Consider the following 21,236-nt stretch of genomic DNA (forward strand, 5'->3'; position numbering starts at 1 on the left):
CACCTTCCCCAACAGCTCCGCCACGGGATCCACGACCTGACGACCTGTTACCCAACCGTCGCGAAAACGGGACTGGTCTGCACTAAAGTCCCCATACCCTCACCCATTCGGCGGATAGGACGTTCATTCAGTTGCCGGATTGGGTCGGACTTGACGGGTACCATCCGATTTTCATCGGATTGATCTTCGCGGGCCCCGAACCGCGCACACCGCCACCACCAGGCGATCATGACAGGGCGTAATCGACTACGCACGGTGAAGCACCAACCCGGAGTCAACGGCTCCCGGACGATTGCCTACCATCAGCTCATGCCACGTGACGAAACCTCCGGCCGGCGCACTGCCCAGCTGCGCCTCGGCCGACTGCCCGGCTACGTCCGCCGACCGGACCTGGCCCGCCGCAACAGCGAGGACGGCCGCGCGTACAAGAAGGGCTGGGAGGTCCGCTTCACCGCGCGGACCGAGGAGGAGATAACCGAGATCCGCGAACTGGTGGTCGCGGCCGGATTCGCGCCCGCCCGCCCGTTCTTCAAGGGCCACCAGCTGATCCAGCCGGTCTACGGGATCGCCGCCGTCCAGGCCTACCTCGCCGCGCGGGAGGCGGTCGAGGCGGTCGAGGAGGCGGCTCGCACCCCCCGGGCCGACCGGCCGACCGGCATCCCCGGCCAGACCCGCCGGGAGGCCGCCCCGATGGCGGCCGCCGCGGCCGCCGCGGCCTCCGCAGCCGCCTCCACGGCAGCGGCGGCGGCCTTGCGCGCCCGGCTGTCGGACCGTCAGCCGGGCGGCGGCGAGAGCGGGGTCAGCGCAGCCGGTCGTACGTCCTGAAGGTGTAGGCGGCGTCGAGCCGCAGCAGGTTGCCATCGGCCGCCGGCAGTCCGAGCCGGCGGTCGAGCAGGTGGCCCAGCGGGCCGCACCGCCCCACCACGGGCGCGGCGAAGCCGCCGTCCTCCATCGAGTACCGGATCAGCGGCGGCTCCTCGGACTCCCGGACCGCCGGGGCGGTACGCCGCAGCGCCAGGTCGATCGGCACCGACCCGCCGATCGCGCAGGAGTCCGGCAGCAGGGGTCCGCGCAGGACCAGCCGCAGGCTCAACTGCCCGGTGCAGAAGTCGGATCGGCCACCGCACTGGGTTGAGGGCGAGCCCGCCGAGCGAGCCGCGGGCGTCGGGCCTGGTGGTCGCGCCCAGCGGCGCCGGAAGCCCGAACAGTCAGCCGGGCAGCCGGGTCGGTGCGCTGCGCTGCGCAGCGCACCGAAGACCTGGCCCTTGGTGCCGTCCGGCAGCGGGCCCCCGGCGAAGGTGATGGTCATCGGCGCCAGGACGAGGCCCTCGACTGCGCCCACGGTCAGCAGCGGGGCACCGACGTGCACCTCGCAGCGCCAGCGCGCCGGGTCGGCCCCGGCCGGGATCGCCGGGCAGTCCGCGTCACCGGCCTCCAGCGGGCTACCGGGGGCCGCGGGGACGGCCGGGGTCACCGGGGCGGTGGGGTCCTGTGCGGGCTGCGGCGCGGCGGTCAGGGCGGCCCGGGTGGTCGGGGCGGGTGGGGCTGGTGGTTCGGCCGGGGCGGTTGGGGTGGGTGGTTCGGATGGGGCGGGCGCGGCGGAGGCCTGGCCCGGGGCGTACGCGGCGATGGCGCAGACGGTGGCCAGCGCGGCGGCCGGCATGAGCCCGGTCCGGCGCGGCCGGGCGGCGGGGGCGGAGCGGCCCGGGGCGGCGGGGCGGTCGGTCTCATTCCTCATGCCCGCAAGCCTGCGGCGCCGGACCGGGCGGCAGCCAACGGGGACGCCCCCGATCCGCACCCCTGCCGACATGACCGGCCGTCATGGTCCGACCCCGAGACCGGTGGCCAGGCGTGGGACCGCCCGCGGCGACGGTGGCAGCGCTGGCGACGAGGACGGGGGCGGACAGGTGCCGGACCGGACGGCGCCGGTACGGCAGCAACCCCCCGCCGCCTTCGTCGTTGTACCACCGTTGACCAGCTGTGACCGGTTCGCGGTCGGAAGACCGCAACGAAGATCTGATGAGTCGTCACCAATCGGCCGGATCGAGCCCCACTCCCGGTCATCTCAACGGACTTGTCACCCGATGCATTGGGGTGAGGGCCTAGAGTGAGCGGAATGTGCGCTCCGCCGTCCCGACCAGATCGAGAGGCAGATGTGACAGACCGTCATGTCCAGGCCGAGGAACCGGCGGCGGCCCCCAGGGCCGGCGACTTCCCCGGTATGCCGGTGGAGTTCGGCGCGTTCTGCGAGCTCCACCGACCGCGCTACCTGAGCTACGCCCGGGTCTGGTTCGCCGATCCCGACCAGGCGGCCTCGGTGGTCCGGCACGCGTTGGGCTGCCTGGCCTCCGTCTGGTCGGAGGTGCTGGTCGGGCCCAACCCCACGGCCGCGGCCTGGGAGATCCTGCGTACCACCATCACCGAGCAGCGGGCCCGTTCCGCCCCCTCCGGCCTTCGGCCCGGCCCCGCCGACGAGGACCTCGCGATCCTGCACTACGTGGTCGGCCTCGCCACACCCGAGATCGCCGACGTGATCGGCACCGACACCGCCAGCATCACCGGCCGGCTGCGTCACGCCCGGCTGAACGAGATGGCCGAGGAGATCTGACTCGGCCCCGCCCCTGCGCCCTCCCTCCGCCGCCTTCCCCCGCCCTCCCCCTCCCCCCTTCCTCCCCGCGACCGTGATCGGAATCACCCGGATGCCCTCTGCTGACGGGCCGTCGGCAGGCGAATGATGATCCCAGCCGACGGAACGGAGCCAGGAGATGTCCTCAGCGCCAGCAGCCCCCGGGGCGGCCGAGGGGAACGACGCCAGGGCGAACGCCACCGCCATGGTCGAGCAGCAGGCGCGGGCCTGTGCCGAACTCGGCTCCCCGCTCTACGCCGCCCTGCTCCACCAGGTCGCCCTCGACCTGGCCGCCGACGGCCCCTGCGCCGCGGCTCTCGCGGGTCACGAGGCCGACCCCTGGCGCGAAGCCGTCGCCCTGCGCCTGCTGGGCGGAGTGCACGCCCTGGTTCTGACCGGACGCGCCCCCGAGCTCGCCGCCCACTACCCGAGCGCCGGAGGCAGCTTCGACCCGGACCGGCCCGACGCCGCCTGGCCGGCGTTCCGCGCGGCCGTCGCCGACAACCTGCCGTGGGTCCGCGACTGGCTGACCAGGCCCCCGCAGACCAACGAGGTCGGCCGCGCCAACCTGCTGATCACCGGCCTGCTGCACACCCTGCACACGCTGCCCGGCGGCCCCCGCCCGGTCCGGCTGTACGAGCTCGGCGCCAGCGCCGGGCTCAACCTGCTCGCCGACCGCTTCCGCTGCGAGGCCCCCGGCTACTCGTACGGGCCCGAGGACTCCCCCGTGGTGCTCGCCGGGGCGTGGGAGGGCCGGCCGCCCGAGCTGCCGGCCGGTACGCCGCCGCTGGACTTCGCCGAGCGGCGCGGCTGCGACCTCACCCCGATCGATCCGCGCTCCCCCGGCGGCGCGCTTGCCCTGCGCGCGTACCTCTGGGCCGACCAGCCCGCCCGGGTGGCCCGGCTGAACGGCGCGCTGCGGCTCGCGGCCGAGTTCCCGACCCGGGTCGAGGCGGTCGGCGCGGCGGAGTTCCTGCGCGGCGTCGAGGTCCGCCCCGGCGCGGTGACGGTGGTCTGGCACTCCGTCATGCGGCAGTACGTCCCCGCCGAGGAGTGGGCCGAGGTCGAGCGGGAGTCCGCCCGCCTGGCCGCCTCCGCCACCGCCGAGGCGCCGTACGCGCACATCGCCTTCGAGCCCCGGCGGTTCGGCGACATGCACCGCTTCGTGCTCGCCGTCCGGATCGGCGAGGGCCCGGAGCAGCTCCTCGCCGAGGCCGCCCCGCACGGCCTGCCGGCCAGGACCGCCGACGGCCTCGTCCTCGGCTGAACGTGCGCCGCACCGCCCGCGCTGCCGCCCGGGGGCGGGCCGGGCCGGCCCGGTCAGGTCCGGGTCAGGTCCGGGTCAGGCCGTGACGTCGTGCAGGTGGTGGACCGGGTCGTGGATCAGGTACTGCGCGAAGGACGCGACCGTGAACCGCGCCCCGTCGCTGCGCGCGCCGGTCCGCTGCCACTGTGCGCCCCCGACCTGCTCGAAGGAGCCCGCCAACACCGCTGCCGCTTCGGCCAGTTCGACGGCGACCCGGGCCGGGTCCTGCTCCGCGTAGCGGTCCTCGACGGCGGTGTCGTCCTGGTTCCAGTTCGGGAAGGCCGGGTCGTCCTGGTCGAGCATCAGGCCGAGCCGGATCTCGAACAGCCGGAACACGTCCCGGACATGGCAGGCGTACTCCAGCAGGGACCAGGTCTGCGGATCCGGCCGCCGCCGGAGCTCCGCCGGGTCACCCGCGAGGAGGTCCACCCAGGCCGCCGCGTTGACGCGCACCATGCCCGCGACGGCCTCGGGGTCCACCGCCGGGGTGTCCAGGCCGCAGTCGGCACAGGGGCGTTCGAGCACCCAGGTCCAGTCCTTGGTGTCAGGAGTGATCATGACTCAAGGATGCGTCCCTCTCGTCGGCGGCCACCAGCGGCCGGACCGCCAACCACCCGCAAAATGCCGCCACCGGCGCCTGCGCCACCGCGGGGCCGCCGCCCTGGCCCCGGCTCTCCCGCCCTGGCCTCACATCTCCCGCCCGCCCCACCGGAGGCCGTTACCCGGCCGTAGGATGTGGCCCTCGCCCGTGCCCGGGCGGACACATGACCTCGGGGGAACACCACCATGACGGCCACCGGCCCACGTAAAGCCGCGCTCTGCCTGATATCGGTCACCATCGCCGCCGTACCGCTGGCCGGCTGCGCGAAGAAGGCCGACGGTACCGCCACCGCGGCAGCTGCGGCCGCGACCGCAGCCCGGCCGTCCCCGGAGGACTCGGCCACCCTCTCACCCAGCGCCCAGCCCACCGCGAGTGACGCCCCCACCACCGGCGCCTCACCCAGCCCGTCCGCCTCCGCCACCGCCTCTCCGAGCGCCAAGCGGACCAGCGCCTCGCCGAGCCCCGCCAAGACGGCCGCCAAGCCCGTCGCGGCCGCCCCGCCGCCCACCGCCAAGCCCGGCCCGGTCGCCCCGCCGCCACCCCCGGCCACCCCGCACACGCCGCCCCTGCAGAGCGGCTGCGCACCGAGCCACACCGGTACCGACGCCGCGCGCGCCACCGTCGGTGACGCCCTCGCCGCCGCGGCCGGCCAGTCCCGCACCCTCGCGCTCGGCAGCGGCGGCACCGACAAGCTCCCGCCGCTGCCGGTCGCCCTGGTCAAGGCGATCGCCTGGCAGGAGAGCGGCTGGCAGTCCACGATCCTGGCCTGCGACGGCGGGATCGGCACCATGCAGATCATGCCGAACACGGTCAGCTGGATGAACACCAAGTTCGGCACCAAGAGCGACGTCAACACCCTCAACGGCAACGTCCAGCTCGGTGCACAGCTGATCGACTGGCTGGTCGCCTACTACGGCGACTCCTGCTTCGGCGGCAACTACGACCTCTCCCCCGACCCGGTCACCGGCAAGACCCCGCTGCTCGACCTGGTCATCGCCGCCTACAACGCCGGCGCGGGCAACGTCCACTACAACACCACCACCGACCCGGCGACCGGCGCCACCGTCGGCACCTCGGTGATCCCCAACCCGAGCTACGTCGCCAACGTGAAGGCGATCATGGCCAAGTCCCCCTGGACGGCGGCCGGCTGAGCCCGCCTCCCGTCCGACGGCTCCGCGCGGCTGCGGCCTACCGGTGACTCAACTGCGACTCACCAGCGAACCACCGGTGAGTCACCGGTCCAGCGCCGCGCGGAGCCTCAGCGCGATGCCGTCCCGCACCGCCTCCGGCACCTCCGCCGCCCCGGCGCCGGACAGTCCGGCGCCGAGCAGCCCGAACACCCGCGGCCCCCGGAACTCCTCCGCCAGCCCAGCGGCCCGCGGCACCACGTGGAAGTGCACGTGCTCGAAGCCGGCCGCCTCCGCGAACTGCGCCACATAGGTCTTCGCGCACCCCGTCACCTCCACCAGCGCCCGCGACAGCCGCACCTGCCAGACCCCCAGACCGGCCGCCTCAGTGTCCGTCAGCTCGGCGATCGAGGTCACGTGCCGCCGCGGCAGCAGCACCAGCCAGCCCGGCACCGCCGTACCGAAGGCGTGCGCCACCCGCCAGTGCTCGTCGAAGGCAACCGCTTCCCGGGGCGCCACCGTCGAGGCCGCGCATGTCGAGGCAGCCGGCCCGGTGAGGGCGGCGTCGGTCAGGCACGAGTAGCAGTCCACGCCCGCCAGCGTACGGCCCGCTGGCTGGCTGCAACTGGTACGCCGGGGAACACGACGGAGCCGGCCCCACCCGTGGGGGTCGGGGCCGGCTCCGTCGTGTTCCCGGGCCCGCCGTACGGCAGTACGGCAAGCGCGTCAGCCGTTCTTGCGCACCACGCAGATCGCATCCACCAGGCTGCCGGAGACCGCGAACGGCAGCAGCGCGGAACACACCGCCGCCTCCTGCTCGTTGCGCGGCCCCTCCGCCGACGCCGGACCCGCCGAGGCGAGCAGGCCGGTCGCGGCGGCCGAGGCAACAAGAGCGAGAACGGCAAGCTTCTTCAACATGGCGGCCCTTCAGGTAGTCGACGGCTGTCGAGCCATCTCTTACCCGAAGGGCCGTTCCCATGGGGTCACCCTCGGCCGTCCGTGGGCGTGTCAGCGCTGATACGGATTTCCACCGGGCGGGGCCGGGGGCTGCTGCGGCGGGTACTGCTGCGCGGGGTACTGCTGGGCCTGCGCCGGGTACGGGGCTGCCTGTTGCTGCGGCGGGTAGGCGTAGCCCGGCGCCGACTGCGGCACGGGCCCACCCGGACCCCCGCCCGTCCCACCGGCCCCACCGGAACCACCCGGCCCGCCCGACCCGCCACGCGACCGGCGCACCAGGAACAGCACCAGCCCGACCACGAGGAGCAGTCCGACCGCCCCGCCGACCAGGGCCGCCACCGGCACGCCGCCGTCGTCCTTCTTCTCGGCCTGCGACCCGTTGCCGGCGGTGGCACCCGTGGCCGCGCCGGCACCGGCACTGCCACTGGCCTTCGGCGCGGGCTGTGCCGTACCGGGCGCGGTCGAGTCCTTCTGCGACTCGGCCCGCCCGAGCAACGGGTTCTCCTTCGGCCCGCCGTCGACCGCCGGGTTGGCGGCCAGGGCGGCGGCGGGCGAAGCGATCCCGTACCCGTAGTTGTTGTTCGGCACGGCCGACTTGTCCGGCGGGGCCACCGCCGACTTGATCATCCGATTGATCACCTGCCCGGCCGACAGCTCGGGGTACTTGGCCCGGACGAGCGCGGCGATCGCCGACACATAGGCCGTCGCGTCGGAGGTGCCGTTCGAGGTGACGTAGGCCGTACTCGACTTGATTCCGGCGCTGGCGATGGCCACTCCAGGAGCTGCCAGCGTCATCTCGGGGCCGGCGTTGGACTCGTTCCAGACACGGCCGGAACTGTCGACGGCCGAGACGGCGACAACTCCCGGATAGGCCGCCGGATACGAGACCGGCGTGCCGTGCTTGCCGAGGTTGCCGGCGCCCGCGATCACGACGGTGTCCTTCGAGATCGCGTACTCGACAGCGGCTCGGGTCTCACGGTCGGACGCGGAGCCACCCGAGACGGAGAGGTTGATCACCTTGGCGCCGTGGTCCGCCGCGTAGCGAATGCCCTCGGCGAGCTTGGTCTCACCCGAATTGGCCTCGCCGGAGTCGCTGAGTGCCACACGAATCGGAAGGATCTTGGCCTTCGACGCCAGCCCCATCACACCGGACTGCCCGTCGTGCCCGTGCCCCGCGATGATGCTCGCCATGGACGTGCCGTGGCCGTTCACGTCGACGCGGCCGTCGCCCTGCTGCCCGGAGAGGTCGGTCCCGGGCAGGATCTGACCGGTGAGGTCCTGGTGGTCGGCCAGCACACCTGAGTCGATCAGTGCGACGGTGACTCCCTCGCCCTGGCTGATCGGCCAGACCCGGCTGTCCGCGCCGTAGTTCTGCAGTGGCCACTGCGCTTCGCGCACACTGTCCGCGTATGCGGGTGCGGCGCCCACGCCCCACAGCAGTGCTCCCGCAACCAGCGCAGCCCCGAGGCCCATCGGTCGTCCGGTCACCAAGCTTTGTCACCCCACTCGTTGAAACAACCGTCCGGGCGGACGGCTGGCAATGTCGGACCACCAGGTCGACAGGTGGATCACTCCACCACGTCGGGGTTGACCCGCGCTCCCGATGCCCACGTCTCCTCGTCCTCGACGAGGTAGTCAGGCCGCTCCTTGGCCTGCTTCTTCTCCTTCTTACCTGCCTTGGTCCCATCGGGGATTCCGTTCCCCGCACCCGCGGCACCTGAGGCACCCTGCGTACGGGACCGGCCGAGCCCGGATCCGCCCTCGGTGAAGGCCTGCCGACCGGTTCCGCCCTTGCCGGTCTCGCCGACCAGGCCGCCGCCCTTGCGGGCCAGCCCGGAGCCGGTCCGGTGATCGCCACCGGCACCTGCTCCGCCTCCCGCGCCGGAACCGAGACCCTTCTGGTTCTCCATGCCGCCGGCGCCGAATGCGGAGGCACCCGAGCGGCCGCTGCCACCGGCCGAGCCGGAGCCCCGGCCTGGGCCACTGTTCGCGCCGGAAGTCCCGGCGGTGCCCTTCTGGCCGCCCGTCAGCCCGCCGCCTCCGACGGCTGCCGTTCCGCCCGAGGTTCCACCCCGGACGCCGAGACCGCCGACGATGCCTCCGCCGGATTCCCCGGACACCCCGTGACCCGAACCGGTGCCCCACCCGCCGCCGACCGAAGGCGTCGCCCCGCCGCGGGCGCCACCCGTGCCGAGGTGGACTCCGTCGATGCCGGTGCCGGGGCCGCTCGGGACGTTCGCCGGCTGCTTGACCTGGGGATTGGCGGTACCGCCCTTGATTCCGGGGTCCGTCGGACCTGCCGGACTCGCCTTGGGAGAGGCCGGTGACCCACCGAGCGCCGGGCCGGTGGACCTCGCAGTCGGTGCGACGCCGCCCCTGGACTGTCCGGCACCGGCGAATCCCATACCGCCGCCCATGATCAGGGCCCCCAACGCCGCGGGCCCGGACGAATCCGGCGGCTCCAGGTCCTCGACGTCGTTGCTGACCGTGATCTTCTGCGGCGGCTTCAGGTAGGCCGTGGTGGCGCGGTACTTGCTGGAGAGGGTCTCCATGACGGCGACCGCCTGGGCCTTCTTCTCGTCGGTGATCGTGGTGCGGGTGTCCTCGTCGTCGACGCCGACGGTGGCCTCGATGGAGTCGCCGATGGCGTCGCCGGCCTTGTCGAGCCAGCTGGGCTCCTCGGGCATGTCCCGCTTGGCCGTGTCGATCGCCTCGGACATCATCTGCATCGCCGCGGCGGCGTCATTGGCGTACGCGGCCGCGTTGTTGACCGCGTTCGCGAGCTTGGTCATCTTCGAGTAGAAGGCGCTGCTGGTCGACCCCTCCCAGGAGGAAGTGGCGTCGGCGGAGGCGGTGTTGAGGGCGGTGCGGATCTGCTTGAGGGTCTCGGTGGCCTTGCGCCAGGGGTCGCTGGCGGCCATGACGCCGCCGGAGTCCATGGATTGCACCATCTGGCGCAGGTCGCCATGGCTGTAGTCGTGGAAGTTGGTGTAGTTGGTCATGGCCGGTCGCCTCCCGTTTCCGTCCTCGTCCCGGCTCCGGAGTGGGTTTCAGGAGCTGTGGTCGTCCCCCGAAGGACGTGTCCCGCTACCACGACGGCTTCGGCTCTCCGCTGCCCGACGGGGACGCGCTGCTCACGGGTCCGGTCGGGGAGGCCGTGCCGGTCGGCTTCGGCTGCGAGGCGGTGTTCCCGGTGCCGGTGTTGGTGCCGTACGCGGCCTGGCTGGTGGCCGAGGGGTTGCCGACCGACCAGCCGTCGGAGCTGATCCGCAGGGTGCGCGAGGTCTCGAGCTCCTGCTCCTCGTAGTTGACGGCGGTCAGGTCGGCCTTGCGCTGGGCCTCGTCGATCGCGTCGTAGAGGGCGTTGAGGACGTCCCGCAGGCCGTCGCGCATCTGCTGGTACTTCTCGTGCAGGTCCACCGCCTCCGGGAAGCTGCCGAAGGCGGTACCGCCGACGCCGCTCTGGCCGTGGACGCGTGTGCCGTCCGCCGTCGTCTGGAACTCGTTCAGAAGACCCCGTACCTGGGAGGCGAAGGCGCGAAGGCCGTCCACCTCCACGCGGTAGCCGGCCCCGGAGCCGCCGGTCGAACCGCTCCCCGTGCTCACGTCCTCGTACCTCCCCCGTACCCGGTGTGGCGGGCCCGGTGCTGCCGCACCGCTCGCCGCTCACTGGCCGTTGCCAAGCTTCAACCCATATGTCTAACACATGCGACGCGGTGTCAGAACGGCGACTCGGAGCCAGCCGGCCCGCCCGGCGTGCACCTGGCCGTACCTCCAGCCGTACCTCCAGCCGTGCACCCGGCCGTACGCCCGCCGGCGCCGCGGCCGCCCACCTGTGGCTTCCCGGCTGCTGGGCACCGTACGCCTGCTGGGCGCCGTCCGCCTACCCGGTGCCGTACACCTACGGGGTGCCGTGCGCCTGCTGGGCCTCGGCCAGCCGGCGGCGGCAGAGCGAGTCCGCGTGGCGGGTGGTCTCGGGGAGCCGGTAGGCGGGTGCCAGGGCCAGCGTGGTGGCGACGGCCTCCGGCAGGCCGATGCGGTGGCCGACCGACACGAAGACCGGTTTGACGTCCCGGCGGGTGCGGACCGCCCGGCCGACCTCCTCGGCGCCGTCGAGGAGCGGGGACCAGTCACCGCGGTCGGGTCCTGGCTCCCGGTGGGTGAAGGTGAACGGGGTCTTGGCGACGCCGATCGCGGGCAGCCCGGTGAGGACGCCCAGGTGGCTGGCGAGGCCGAGGCGGCGGGGGTGCGCGAGCCCGTAGCCGTCACAGACCACCAGGTCGGGGGTGGTCCGCAGGTCGGCCAACGCGTCCAGGACGGCGGGCAGTTCACGGAAGGCGAGCAGCCCGGGGAGGTAGGGGAAGGCGATCCGGCCGGTGGCGGTGGTCTGCTCGACGACCTTCAGGGTGGCGAGGTCCAGCAGGACGGCGGCGGCCACCACCAGGTCGCGTCCGTCGTCGTACGCGACGTCGACGCCGGCCACCAGGGCCCCGTCGCCCGCCTGCGGGGCCGGTCCGGCGGCGACGACCAGCGGGCGCAGCCGTTGCTGCGCGGCGAGTGCCTCGGCCTCGCTGGTCGGCCAGTCGGCGGGTACGGGCATGCGGTCCCCCAGGGTGTCGGTCTGCGGGATCACCGTACCGAGCGCACCGCGGGCGGTTGCGCCTGGCCGGTATGAGCCCGTGCGCCCCCTCTGACTCTGCATATGCCCGGATCCGCCGATTACCCTGGTGAGGCTGTACTTACCTGCCTGCCGTCATGGGTAGGCACTCAGTGCCGGATTCCCATCCCCCGCGCGAAGGACTGACCGCCATGCCGCGCCCCACCACCGCACAGCTCTGCACGGGCATCCTGATCGTCGTCGCCACCACGGTGGCCCTGCTGGCCGTCTCCGGGTCGTCCGGGGTGTTCGAGGTCGCCGTGCTGGTGGCGTTCGCCGTCGCGCTGGGGACACTCGCGACGGCGCTGCTCATGTCGGTGGCCGCGCAGCGCCGGGCGGCCGTCGCTACCGGGGTCGGTGAGCGGCCGGGAGCGCCGCGGCCGGAGTACGCCGGCCGGGGCTGAGCCCCGGGTCGTACGGCGGGGTCAGGCGGTGGAGATCACGACGGTCTTCGCCGCCTTGTCGTGGATGCACTGCCGGTACGGCTTGTCGAAGACGCCGAACAGGCCGTCGACCGGCCACCACAGGGCGCCGCAGCAGATCACCGCGGGCAGTACGAAAGTGGCGGACCGGATCCAGGCCGCGTTCCCGGTGGGGATGCTCCCGTCCACGAGCATCGCGACCCTGAGCTTGAAGAGCTTCTTGCCGACGGTCTGGCCGTCCCGGCCGAGCATCAGGCCCTCGTAGACCAGGTAGAACGCGTACGCGAGCCAGATCGGGCCGATCCAGCCGTTGTTGCTGGTCAGGTCCGCGAACGGCAGCGACACCAGCACGGCGAGGATCAGCATCATCAGGAAGTCGAGCACCTTGGCGACGATGCGGTTGGACCAGCTGCCCAGCGGCGGCATCCCAGGGACCGGCCCCTCGCCGACGTTCCCGTACGGGCTGCCGCCGGGCGGCGGAGCACCGTAGGGAGCTCCGTACGGGGAACCGCCGTACGGGGACGCCTGGCCGCCGGGGGGCGCGCCGTACGGGGCGCCGTACCCGGGCGGACGGTCGGACGCATGGCCGGACGCGTGGTCCGACGGGGTGTCGGCCGGGGGCGGGGTGCCGTACGGGTCGGAGGGCGCACCTGGGGGCGGGCCCGCCTGCGGGGGCTTGTCGAAGGAGGGCTTGTCGCCCCCTTCCTGCTCGCTGCCTGAGGAGTTGTTGGTGCTCATGCCCCGAGTAGAACACCGCGCGCACGGCAGGCTTGGGATATCTATGATGTTTTGTCCGGTTTCGAGCCGGACGGCCCGTCAGTCGCAGCCGGCGCGGTGATCGCGCGTCAGGCGCGAACCACGCGGGTCCGGGCCGCACGGTCCTGCAGTCCTCGTCGCTCCCGCCGGTCGAGGAGCGGCCACACCAGGCCGACCACGAGGACCGCGGCGAACTGGCCGCTCACCCAGCGGAGCAGCGATCGGGCCGGACGCGGCGGCTGCGGCCGGGCCCGGCCCGCGGCCGGTCCGGCGTCGACGACCTTGATCCTGGCGAGCCGCTTGCCGAAGGTCTGACCGGTCCGGGCGGTCGGCAGGACCTCGTACACCACGCCCAGCAGGACCAGCACGCCGAGCAGGGCGGCCGCCTTGCCGACCACCAGCGGGTCGACCAGCCAGACCTGCACGGACCGGCCCGTCAGCTGCGAACGGGCCTGCGCCTGGTCGAGCTTCTCCCGCAGGTGGTCGAGGGTGGAGGCGGCGAGCGGAACGGCCGCGGCGGCGGCGACCACGGCGACCACCGCCGTGTCGACCGTCCGGGCCAGCAGCCGGCGGCCCAGCCCGGCGGCCCTCGGCTGCACCGGTCTGCGCGCCGCGGACTTCGCCGCCGCGCCGGGCTTGGCGGCAGCGGGCTGGAAGGGGGCGGACCGCACGGCGGCGGGCATCGGGACGGTGGGCTTCGGAACGGTGGGCTTCGGAACGGTGGGCCTCGCGGCGGCAGGCGTCGGAGCCACAGGTGCCGGAGCTGCGGGCGTCGGAGCTGCGGGCGTCGGAGCTGCGGGCGTCGGGGCTGCAGGCGTCGGAGCTGCGGGCCGAGCAGTCGGGGCCGGCGTCGGCGCCGCATGGGCACCGGCGGGCGCGACCGCGGCGGGTTCGACGGCCGCCGTCTCGACCGCGCCGGGCTCCGGCGCCGCCGTGACGGCAGGCTCCGGAGCGGTGATGGCCCCGGACACCGCAACGGATTCCGCACCGGATTCCACGGCGGACCCCGCAGCACCCCCGGCCTGCGGCCCGCCCTCCGCATCGCCCTCGATCGCCGCGTCGGCCTCGGCCGACCCGAGTACCCCCCAGGACACCCATCTCGGTGCGGCGCCGGTCTCCAGCAGCCCGCGCTGCGCGGTGGGGTCGGCCCGCCAGCCGGACCCGTCCGGGCCGTTCGACGACTGGACCGCGAGCGGGGGCAGTGGCTCCAACCGGGGCTCGGGGGTGAACTCCGGGAGCGGGCCGGGCGCCGGCCGCCGGGGCTCGACCACGGCCCGCGGCCGCAGTTCGAGTTCGGCGTGCGGGGCCATCGTGAACGCGGCGCCGGCGCCGGTCTGGTCGAGGAAGACCGGACCGGTCTCACCGCCGGTCCCGCCGCGGCCGCCGCTACCGCTGCCCGCGTCGGCGTCCGGACCGCCGCCCGCGCCACCGGGGGCGGCCGGGGGCGGGACGGCGGCCGGGGGCGGCATGTGCCGGGGCGGGACGACCGGCGGCGCCTGGCGGGCCGCGAAGACCGGTGGAGGCAGGTGCTCGCCCTCGGCGGGCGCCCGTCGGCTGGTGCCGGGGACCCAGCCGGTACCGCCCCAGTAGCGGACGAAGCCGGGGATGGAAGGGTCGGGGTAGTAGCCCGGCGTCGGGCCGGCGGCCGTGTCCGCGCCGGCGGCGAATGGCCGGTCCGTCATCCGTGCTTCCTTCGCGCCCGCACCGGGCCGGATCGAGTGGCGCAGGCGGAGAGTCGCCATGCAGTCACAAAGGGTAGTGCCTCGGGCGGGGCTTTCCGCTTGATTCCGCGGAAAAAGACCCCATCGGAAGGTGTGTAAGAGATCCTGTGCACCGCCCTCTCTCCTGGTGGAGGGGCTGAGCGGCAGCCGCTCCGGAAGCGGAGAGGAGCACGGCCATGGAGCGGTACGTCGGTGTGGTGGAGCAGGAGCTCGACCTGGACCTGGTGCTGTCGCCCGAGCGGAGCGTGTCCGTCCCGGCCCGGCTGTCGTACGGGAGCCACGACCCGTTCGCGGTCCACATCACCTTTCACCTGGACACCGGGACGCCGGTGACCTGGGTGTTCGCCCGTGAGCTGCTGGTCGAGGGGACCTTCCGGCCCTGCGGCCAGGGCGACGTGCGGATCTGGCCGACCCGGTCGGGGCGGCGGAGCGTGCTGTGCATGGCACTGAGCTCGCCGGCCGGGGACGCGCTGCTGGAGGCGCCGCTGGCCACGGTGGCGGCCTGGCTGGAGCGGGCTCACCGGCTGGTGCCGCCGGGCGGCGAGCTGGGCGCGATGGACCTGGACGGCTCGCTCGCCGACCTGCTGGCGTGACCCGCGACCGGCCCGGACCTCACGCGCACGCCGTTGACGCGCGGGCCGTCCACCCGCGGGCCGTCCACCTGCGAGCAGCGCTCGGTCACGCCGTTGACGCGCGAGCCGTCCGCGCGCCGCGAGCAGTACACGGCAGCGCGGAGCGGACGAGGCGGCGCCGCTCCCCGGCCACGCGGTTCCCCGCGCCGCCGGGCGAACGGGTCGGGCCCGGCGCCGAACGCGCTAGCGCCGCGCCCCCACCTCGGTCTGCGCCCCGGCGTCGGCCCGCGCGCCGGCCCGCGCCTCGGCCCGCGCCCTCAGGCGGGCGGCCGGCCCGGCGGGCCGCTGGCGCGGCAGCCGGATCAGCGGGGCTCCGGCGGCCCGGCGGCGGGCCCTGACGCGGAGCGCGGCCAGGGTGAGGAAGCAGATCCCGACGATCGGGTAGACGTCCGCGGGGAACTGGTGCAGCGGCGGCAGGTGGAGGTCGAGGTCGCCCTTGTGGGGGACGACCCACATGCCGAAGGACAGGAACGCGAGCAGCGTGGCGCCGAGGATCGGCCGCCAGCGCAGCCGGCGGCCGGCGGCCGGCCGGGAGTGCTCGTGGGCGGCCTCGGCGGCGAGCAGGACGAGGACCGGGACGCACCAGACCCAGTGGTGGGTCCAGCTGATCGGGGAGATCAGGACGGCGGTGACCGCGGCGCAGCACACCCCCCAGGCGTCGGCGCGCGGGGTCCAGCGGGCGCTGCGGTGCGCCCAGGCGGCGACCGCGAGGCCGGCCAGGGCGACGGTGGCGCTCGCCAGGGTGGCGAGGGTGCCGGGGTCGGCGCTGTGCAGCAGCCGGGCCACGGCGCCGCGGACGGACTGGTTGTCGACGATCTCGGTCTTGCCGACCCGGGAGGAGTCGTAGAGGTACTTGGTCCAGAAGCCCCAGGTGGCGTCGGGGAGGACTGCGGCGCCGAGGGCGAAGGTGGCCAGGAAGGTGGCGCCGGCCACGAACGCGGCCCGGACCCGCCCGGTGATCAGCAGGTAGACGGCGAACAGGCCGGGGGTGAGCTTGATCCCGGCCGCGATGCCGATGGCGACGCCCTTGCTGCGCCTGCCGTCGGGGCGGGTGAGGTCCCAGAGGATCAGGCAGGCGAGGGCGAGGTTGATCTGGCCGTAGCGGAGCGTGGTGAAGACCGGTTCCAGCCAGACGCCGAGTCCGGCGATCAGGACCACGCCGACGGGGCGCAGGTCGCGGCGCGGCCAGCCGACCAGCTTGAAGGACAGGTGGGCGAGCACGGCGAGCAGGGCGACGTTCCCGGCGGTGATGGCGACCCGCAGGAAGCCGATGCCGAACCAGGTGGTGGGGACGAAGAGCATCGCTGCGAACGGCGGGTAGGTGGCCGGCAGGCTCCACTCGGTGACGCGCAGCGCGTACAGGTCGTGGCCGCCGGCCACGGCGGCGCCCTCGGCGCGGTAGACGATCATGTCGACCATCGAGGTGCCGACGAAGTGCCGCACGGTGGCGTAGGCCAGCAGGGAGAGCAGGGCCAGCGCGGTGGCGGCGGTCAGCGGGCGGCGCGGGGCGGTCCGCAGGGCCGTGAGCGGCGCGGCGAGCGCGCGGCGCAGGGTTGCCGTCGGGGCATCGGGCTGTCCAGGCCGCTGCGCGAGCGGCCTGCGTTCCTCTTGCACCGTGCTCACGTCGTGCTCCGTCCGCTGGTGGGGCCAGCAAGCGACCTTACCGGACCTGTCCCGGGGGCCGCCCGGCCGCGGACCGGCGACTGCGGGCCGTCGCGGTGCGGCCACCGGGGGTGGGCGGACAGACGCCGCCCCCGGGCCGTGGCGGTCCGGGGGCGGCGGGGTCGCGGCGGGAGGGGTCAGCCGGTGTAGGCGCCGAGGGCGCGGGTGAAGTCGAGCGGCTGCTGGGCGATGCTGCTGCAGGTGGCGTCGGCGTAGGCCTTGGCGCCGCCGGGGCAGGCCTTGTCCCGGGTGCCGGACCACATGGCGAGCCAGGCCAGGTGCTTGGACTTGGCGAAGTCGGCGAGCTGGGTGGCGTCGGCGACGGTGAAGACCTCGGTGGCGACGTCGTTGACGCCGATCATCGGGGTGACCGCGACCTTGCTCCAGGCTTCGGCGTCACCGAGCCCGAGCACGCTCTTGACCTGGGCCTGGGTGGCGGTGGCGGCGTCGATGGCGTACTTGCCCATCCGGCCCTGCGGGTTGGGGGCGACGCCGTCGCCGAAGTCCATCGCCATGATGTTCACGGCGCCGATCTTCACGCCGGCGCTCTTCGCCCCGGCGACCAGGTTGATGCCGTCCTGGGTGAGGCCGGTGGGCAGTGCGGGGAGGGTGAAGGAGACGTCCAGGGTCCTGCCCTTGGCGGCGGCGTTCTTCTGCAGCTGGACGATGGCCTGGGCGCGCCGGGTGTTGGCGGCGGCGTCGGCGATGGCGCCGCCCTCGATGTCGAAGTCGAGCTTGTCGAGGCCGTACGCGTCGACGGCCTTCTGGTAGGCGGCGGTCAGGTCGGCGGCCGAGGAGCAGGCCGCGGCCAGTTCGCTGCCGTTGGCGCCGCCGAAGGAGGCGCGGACGTCGCCCCCGATCGCGCGCAGGGCGCCGATCTGGCCCGCCACCGCGTCGGCGGACAGGTCGGAGACGCCGCCCCACTTCGGGGTGCAGCCGCCGCCGGAGACGATGAAGGCGAGGGTGAAGTTCTTCACCCCGCTGGCCTTGGCGGTGGCCACCAGGTCGTACGGCGGGTAGAGCGAGGTGTCGACGTACGGCGCGAACCGGGTGGTGCCGCCGGGGCCGGGGGTCGGGGTGGCGGTCGGGGTCGCGGTCGCGGTGGGCTTGGGCGAGCCGGTGGGGGTGGCGCTGGCGGTGGGCTTCGGCGCGGGGGTGGAGGCGCTCGGCGAGGGGCTGGGGGCGGTGCTGGGGGTGCCGGTGGGGCGGCCGGACGGGGTGGGGGCGGGGCCGTTGCCGGCGGTGCAGGAGACGTTGTTGATCAGACAGTTGCCGGGCTCGGCCTGGGCGGCGCCGGAGCCCTGGACGACGAAGCCGACGTCGACCGTGCGGCCGGGCTCGATCCGCTTGCTCCAGTCCTCGGGCTTCACGGTGACGTGGCGGCCGGCCACGGTGAAGCCTGCGTTCCAGAGCGAGGAGACGGTGGCGCCCTCGGGCAGGTCGAAGCTGAGGGTCCAGCCGTCGATCGCGGCGGTGCCGGGGTTGTTGATCACGTACTGGCCGGTGTAGCCGCTGTCCCAGGTGCTGGTGCGGCTGTAGACGGCGCCGACCGAGGCCGCGCTGGCGGTGGAGGCGAGGGCGACGACGCCGCCCGCGACGATCGCGGCGCGACGGCCGAGGCGCCGATCAGGGTGCCCTTGCGGCTGCGGCGGCGGTGTCCGGTGCGGCGGGTGGGCTGGCTCGTCATGGTCGGCGTACCTCCGGGAGAGTGACCGTCGTACCCGGGGTGCGGACCCCGGCGCCGCAGACGCTAGCGAGCACGGAAGGGACGAATCGGGCAGCTGAGGGAGGGGTAGCACTGGCTTAGGGCCGGCTTAAGGAACAGCCTCGGAATCGGCCCCCGCGCTCCGCCCCCGCCCTCCGGCGCCTGCGGGCCCGCGGGCGGGTCACTGCGGGCTTCGCCCACCTGCGGGTCACTGCGGGCCTTCTCACCCCTGGCGGCGCGCCGCGCCCGCGAACCGCCCGGCCCGGCGGCGCGGCCGGCGCGGCCCGGCGGCGTCCGCCCTGGTCTGGATCCGCAGCCGGATCTCCGCACCGCCGAGCCCGGCCGAGCGGCCGAGTGCGACGTCGCCGCCGGTGTCCTCGGCGAGCTTGCGGGCGATGTCCAGGCCGAGACCGGTGGAGCCGTCGCCGCCGTGGCCGGTGCCGCGCTGGATCGCGGTGTCGGGGTCGGCGAAGCCCGGGCCGGCGTCGCCGACCAGGACGATCACCGAGTCGGGGGTGGCGGCCAGGTCGACCGAGAAGGCGGTGCCGATCGTGGTGTGCCGGAAGACGTTGCCGAGCAGTGCGTCCACGGCCGCGGCCAGGTCACCGCGCTGCACCGGGACCAGGACCGAGCCCTCGGCGCCGGCCAGCTGCCAGGGGCGGCCCTCGTCCTCGGCGAGCGCGGACCAGAAGCCGACCCGTTCTCGGATCACCTCGACGGCGTCGCAGCCGAGCGTGACGGCGGGTGCGTCGTCGGGGGCGCGCCGGGCGGAGCGGATGATCTGGTCGACCTCGCGCTCGAGTTGGGAGACGGCGTGCCGGGTCGCGTCGGCGGCGTCGCCGTCGCCGAGCGAGGCGGCGTTGAGCCGGAGCACGGTGAGCGGGGTGCGCAGGCGGTGCGAGAGGTCGGCGGCGAGTTCGCGTTCGGCGGCGAGCAGGTGGACGACCCGGTCGGCCATCGCGTTGAAGGCCAGGCCGGCCTCGCGCAGTTCCTCGGGCGCGCCCGCGCCCGGCCGGCCGTCGACGGGGTACCGGACGGCCAGGTTGCCCGCGCCCAGCGAGCGGGCCGCGCCGGCCAGCCGGCGGGCGGAGGTGACGATCCGGGCGCCCATCCGGTCGGCCACCAGGACCGAGATGGCGACCAGCGCGAGGGCGACCAGGGTGAGCACCAGCCAGGCGGTGGTGACGCCGCGGGTGAGGTCGCCGTCGGCGACGTGCACCTCGACCACCGCGATCCGTCCGCCGTCGACGGCGACCGGCTGGAGCAGGGCGAAGCCGCCGGGCACGGCGACCGTGTACGAGCGGCCCTGCTTCTCCACGGCGGCGAGGCCGGCGGGGTCGGCCCGGCCGGTGCCGACCGCGGTGCCGTCCGGGAGGTGGACGGCGAGCCGGTCCCGGGCGCCGGCGTCGGTGGAGGCGAGCGCCCGGGCGATGGCGTCCTGGTCGGTGGTGATCGCGAGGGCCGGACCGAGGGCGGCGGCCTGGCGTTCCGCCGCGGTGAATGCCCGGTCCCGGGCGGTCTGCTGGACCATCAGGCCGAGTGGGATCAGGAAGGCCAGCGCCACCATGGTGGTGCCGGCCACCGCCGCCTTGATCATGGCCCAGCGCAGCGAGCGGGTGAACCGCCTCATGTCGCGGCGCCTGCGGACCCGCCCGGTGCCTCCAGCCTGACCCCGACCCCGCGCACGGTGTGCAGGTAGCGGGGGCTGGAGGCGGTCTCGCCGAGCTTGCGGCGCAGCCAGGACAGGTGGACGTCGATGGTCTGGTCGCCGCCGTAGGTCTGCCGCCAGACCTCGGCCAGGATCTCCTTGCGCGGGACCACCACGCCGGGCCGGGCGGCGAGGAAGGCCAGCAGGTCGAACTCGCGCCGGGTGAGGTCGAGCGCCCGGCCGTCCAGGACGGCCTCGCGGCGCTGCGGGTCGATGGCGAGCCCGCCGACCCGCAGGACCTGCGGGGTGGCGACCCCGCCGCCGCCGAGGCGGCGCAGTACGGCGGCCATCCGGGCCGTCAGGTGTTCGGCGGAGAAGGGTTTCACCAGGTAGTCGTCGGCGCCGTCGTTGAGCAGCCGGACGATCTCGGCCTCGTCGTCCCGGGCGGTGGAGATGATCACCGGCACGTTGGTGACGCCCCGGATCATCTTGAGCGCCTCGCTGCCGTCCAGGTCGGGCAGGCCGAGATCGAGGATCACCAGGTCACAGCCGACCTGGGAGACCTCGCGCAGCGCCTCCAGCGCGGTGCCGACGCTGCGCACGGCATGGCCCGACTCGGAGAGGTGCCGGATGAGGGCGGAGCGGACAAAGGGGTCGTCCTCGACCACGAGCACTGTTGCCATGGCCCTGCACGGTACGGCATCCGCCTCGATTGGTCTGTACCTCGGGTCCCGATCACGGGCCTGACGAGGGGTGGGGACGGGCCGTCAGACCGCGGGCCGGCCACGCCGGGGGCCGCGGCGGCGGTGCTTTCCGCAGGCTCTCTGCCGAATTGTCCGGCCCGCCGACCTGCGCTCGACCGGGATGCGGCAGGATGGGCGCGCGATGCGGAGCGGACTGGTACAACTCGGCGCCTGGACGGCGGCCACCGGGGCAGCGGTGGCGCTGTCCTGGTTCGGCGTGCACGCGGTGCTGACGGACGCGGTCTCCGACCGGCCGAAGGCCGTGCCGCTGCCCTCCCCCGCGGCCCCGCCGCCGGTGACCGTCGAGTCGATCGCCCCGGCGACGTCCGGCTCCGCCCCACCCTCACCGAGCGCAAGCACGAGCACGAGTACGGGCGCGGGCGCAGGTTCCGGTACGGGCGGGCCCGCCGACCCGAGCCGGGCGCCGTCGCGGCGGCCGAGCCCGAGCAGTTCGGTGCACAGCTATCTGGTGCCGGGCGGCCGGGTGGCGCTGGACATCCGGGCGGACCAGGCCGAGCTGGTCTCGGCGACCCCGGACGCGGGCTGGCAGATGCAGGTGTGGAACGGCGACCACTGGATGCGGATCGACTTCTCCCATCCCGAGGGCACCAGCTCGGTCTTCGTGACCTGGAACGGCCATCCGCCGGCCGTCCAGACCGTCCCCGCACCGTAG

At 74.4% G+C, this 21,236-nt stretch carries 20 protein-coding genes and 1 pseudogene; 7 read left to right on the forward strand and 14 right to left on the reverse strand.

The annotated features are described in order from the left end of the window. Positions 1-309: 309 nt before the first annotated feature. Positions 310-825: a hypothetical protein gene (locus AB0D08_RS10585; RefSeq protein WP_359887654.1), complete on the forward strand. Its 516-nt coding sequence runs from the start codon at positions 310-312 to the stop codon at positions 823-825. Here the strand turns inward: AB0D08_RS10585 and AB0D08_RS10590 are convergent. Next, complete coding sequence (locus AB0D08_RS10590; RefSeq protein WP_359887656.1) at positions 800-1,738, reverse strand: hypothetical protein; 939 nt, start codon at positions 1,736-1,738, stop codon at positions 800-802. The genes AB0D08_RS10585 and AB0D08_RS10590 overlap by 26 nt on opposite strands. Before the next feature lie 417 nt (positions 1,739-2,155). Here AB0D08_RS10590 and AB0D08_RS10595 point away from each other — a divergent pair, with 417 nt between their 5' ends. After that, a complete protein-coding gene (locus tag AB0D08_RS10595) occupies positions 2,156-2,608 on the forward strand; it encodes a hypothetical protein (RefSeq protein WP_051814006.1) in 453 nt (150 codons plus the stop codon). A gap of 157 nt (positions 2,609-2,765) precedes the next feature. Next, positions 2,766-3,893 carry a DUF2332 domain-containing protein gene (locus AB0D08_RS10600; RefSeq protein ID WP_359887659.1) on the forward strand — a complete coding sequence of 376 codons (1,128 nt, stop codon included), beginning with the start codon at positions 2,766-2,768 and terminating at the stop codon, positions 3,891-3,893. A gap of 75 nt (positions 3,894-3,968) precedes the next feature. On the opposite strand, the gene AB0D08_RS10605 is transcribed toward AB0D08_RS10600, so the two are convergent. After that, positions 3,969-4,490, reverse strand: a complete 522-nt coding sequence (locus AB0D08_RS10605) for a DinB family protein (RefSeq protein WP_033821211.1) — start codon at positions 4,488-4,490, stop codon at positions 3,969-3,971. A gap of 228 nt (positions 4,491-4,718) precedes the next feature. Here AB0D08_RS10605 and AB0D08_RS10610 point away from each other — a divergent pair, with 228 nt between their 5' ends. Next, a complete protein-coding gene (locus AB0D08_RS10610; RefSeq protein WP_359887662.1) occupies positions 4,719-5,684 on the forward strand; it encodes a lytic transglycosylase domain-containing protein in 966 nt (321 codons plus the stop codon). Positions 5,685-5,765: 81 nt separating this feature from the next. On the opposite strand, the gene AB0D08_RS10615 is transcribed toward AB0D08_RS10610, so the two are convergent. From AB0D08_RS10615 to AB0D08_RS10640, 6 genes are all read right to left on the reverse strand, one after another. Beyond that, positions 5,766-6,251, reverse strand: a complete 486-nt coding sequence (locus AB0D08_RS10615; RefSeq protein WP_359887664.1) for an HIT family protein — start codon at positions 6,249-6,251, stop codon at positions 5,766-5,768. 135 nt (positions 6,252-6,386) lie between these two features. Then, positions 6,387-6,578, reverse strand: coding sequence for a hypothetical protein (locus AB0D08_RS10620; RefSeq protein ID WP_033821212.1), 192 nt, complete (start codon positions 6,576-6,578; stop codon positions 6,387-6,389). Between the two features lie 90 nt (positions 6,579-6,668). After that, complete coding sequence (mycP, locus tag AB0D08_RS10625) at positions 6,669-8,105, reverse strand: type VII secretion-associated serine protease mycosin (RefSeq protein ID WP_359887667.1); 1,437 nt, start codon at positions 8,103-8,105, stop codon at positions 6,669-6,671. A gap of 80 nt (positions 8,106-8,185) precedes the next feature. Then, complete coding sequence (locus AB0D08_RS10630) at positions 8,186-9,619, reverse strand: hypothetical protein (RefSeq protein WP_359887670.1); 1,434 nt, start codon at positions 9,617-9,619, stop codon at positions 8,186-8,188. 85 nt (positions 9,620-9,704) lie between these two features. Then, a complete protein-coding gene (locus AB0D08_RS10635) occupies positions 9,705-10,223 on the reverse strand; it encodes a hypothetical protein (RefSeq protein WP_359887673.1) in 519 nt (172 codons plus the stop codon). Positions 10,224-10,518: 295 nt separating this feature from the next. Beyond that, positions 10,519-11,217: an endonuclease V gene (locus AB0D08_RS10640; protein WP_033821221.1), complete on the reverse strand. Its 699-nt coding sequence runs from the start codon at positions 11,215-11,217 to the stop codon at positions 10,519-10,521. 209 nt (positions 11,218-11,426) lie between these two features. Here AB0D08_RS10640 and AB0D08_RS10645 point away from each other — a divergent pair, with 209 nt between their 5' ends. Next, positions 11,427-11,678 (forward strand): hypothetical protein, encoded by a 252-nt coding sequence (locus AB0D08_RS10645; RefSeq protein ID WP_033821215.1) that lies wholly within the window; start codon positions 11,427-11,429, stop codon positions 11,676-11,678. Between the two features lie 21 nt (positions 11,679-11,699). Here the strand turns inward: AB0D08_RS10645 and AB0D08_RS10650 are convergent, their stop codons facing one another. Both AB0D08_RS10650 and AB0D08_RS10655 read right to left on the reverse strand, forming a co-directional pair. Continuing rightward, on the reverse strand, positions 11,700-12,434 hold the full coding sequence (locus AB0D08_RS10650; RefSeq protein ID WP_033821216.1) for an RDD family protein: 735 nt from the start codon (positions 12,432-12,434) through the stop codon (positions 11,700-11,702). A 107-nt stretch (positions 12,435-12,541) separates the two neighbouring features. Next, positions 12,542-14,134, reverse strand: a complete 1,593-nt coding sequence (locus tag AB0D08_RS10655; RefSeq protein ID WP_359887676.1) for an RDD family protein — start codon at positions 14,132-14,134, stop codon at positions 12,542-12,544. A gap of 215 nt (positions 14,135-14,349) precedes the next feature. Between AB0D08_RS10655 and AB0D08_RS10660 the strand changes: the two genes are divergently transcribed. Then, on the forward strand, positions 14,350-14,766 hold the full coding sequence (locus AB0D08_RS10660; protein ID WP_033825294.1) for an SsgA family sporulation/cell division regulator: 417 nt from the start codon (positions 14,350-14,352) through the stop codon (positions 14,764-14,766). Positions 14,767-14,988: 222 nt separating this feature from the next. Here AB0D08_RS10660 and AB0D08_RS10665 read toward each other — a convergent pair whose 3' ends face one another. The 4 genes and pseudogenes from AB0D08_RS10665 to AB0D08_RS10680 form a co-directional block, all read right to left on the reverse strand. Further along, positions 14,989-16,428: a glycosyltransferase 87 family protein gene (locus tag AB0D08_RS10665; RefSeq protein WP_359887679.1), complete on the reverse strand. Its 1,440-nt coding sequence runs from the start codon at positions 16,426-16,428 to the stop codon at positions 14,989-14,991. Between the two features lie 176 nt (positions 16,429-16,604). Beyond that, positions 16,605-18,154, reverse strand: a pseudogene (locus AB0D08_RS10670) (cellulose binding domain-containing protein). A 241-nt stretch (positions 18,155-18,395) separates the two neighbouring features. Next, positions 18,396-19,781: a HAMP domain-containing sensor histidine kinase gene (locus tag AB0D08_RS10675; protein WP_359887735.1), complete on the reverse strand. Its 1,386-nt coding sequence runs from the start codon at positions 19,779-19,781 to the stop codon at positions 18,396-18,398. Between the two features lie 17 nt (positions 19,782-19,798). Further along, complete coding sequence (locus AB0D08_RS10680) at positions 19,799-20,503, reverse strand: response regulator transcription factor (protein WP_082526693.1); 705 nt, start codon at positions 20,501-20,503, stop codon at positions 19,799-19,801. A gap of 202 nt (positions 20,504-20,705) precedes the next feature. Between AB0D08_RS10680 and AB0D08_RS10685 the strand changes: the two genes are divergently transcribed. Beyond that, positions 20,706-21,236 carry a hypothetical protein gene (locus AB0D08_RS10685; protein ID WP_359887682.1) on the forward strand — a complete coding sequence of 177 codons (531 nt, stop codon included), beginning with the start codon at positions 20,706-20,708 and terminating at the stop codon, positions 21,234-21,236.

This window comes from Kitasatospora sp. NPDC048540 (assembly GCF_040651175.1).
Lineage (GTDB): Bacteria > Actinomycetota > Actinomycetes > Streptomycetales > Streptomycetaceae > Kitasatospora.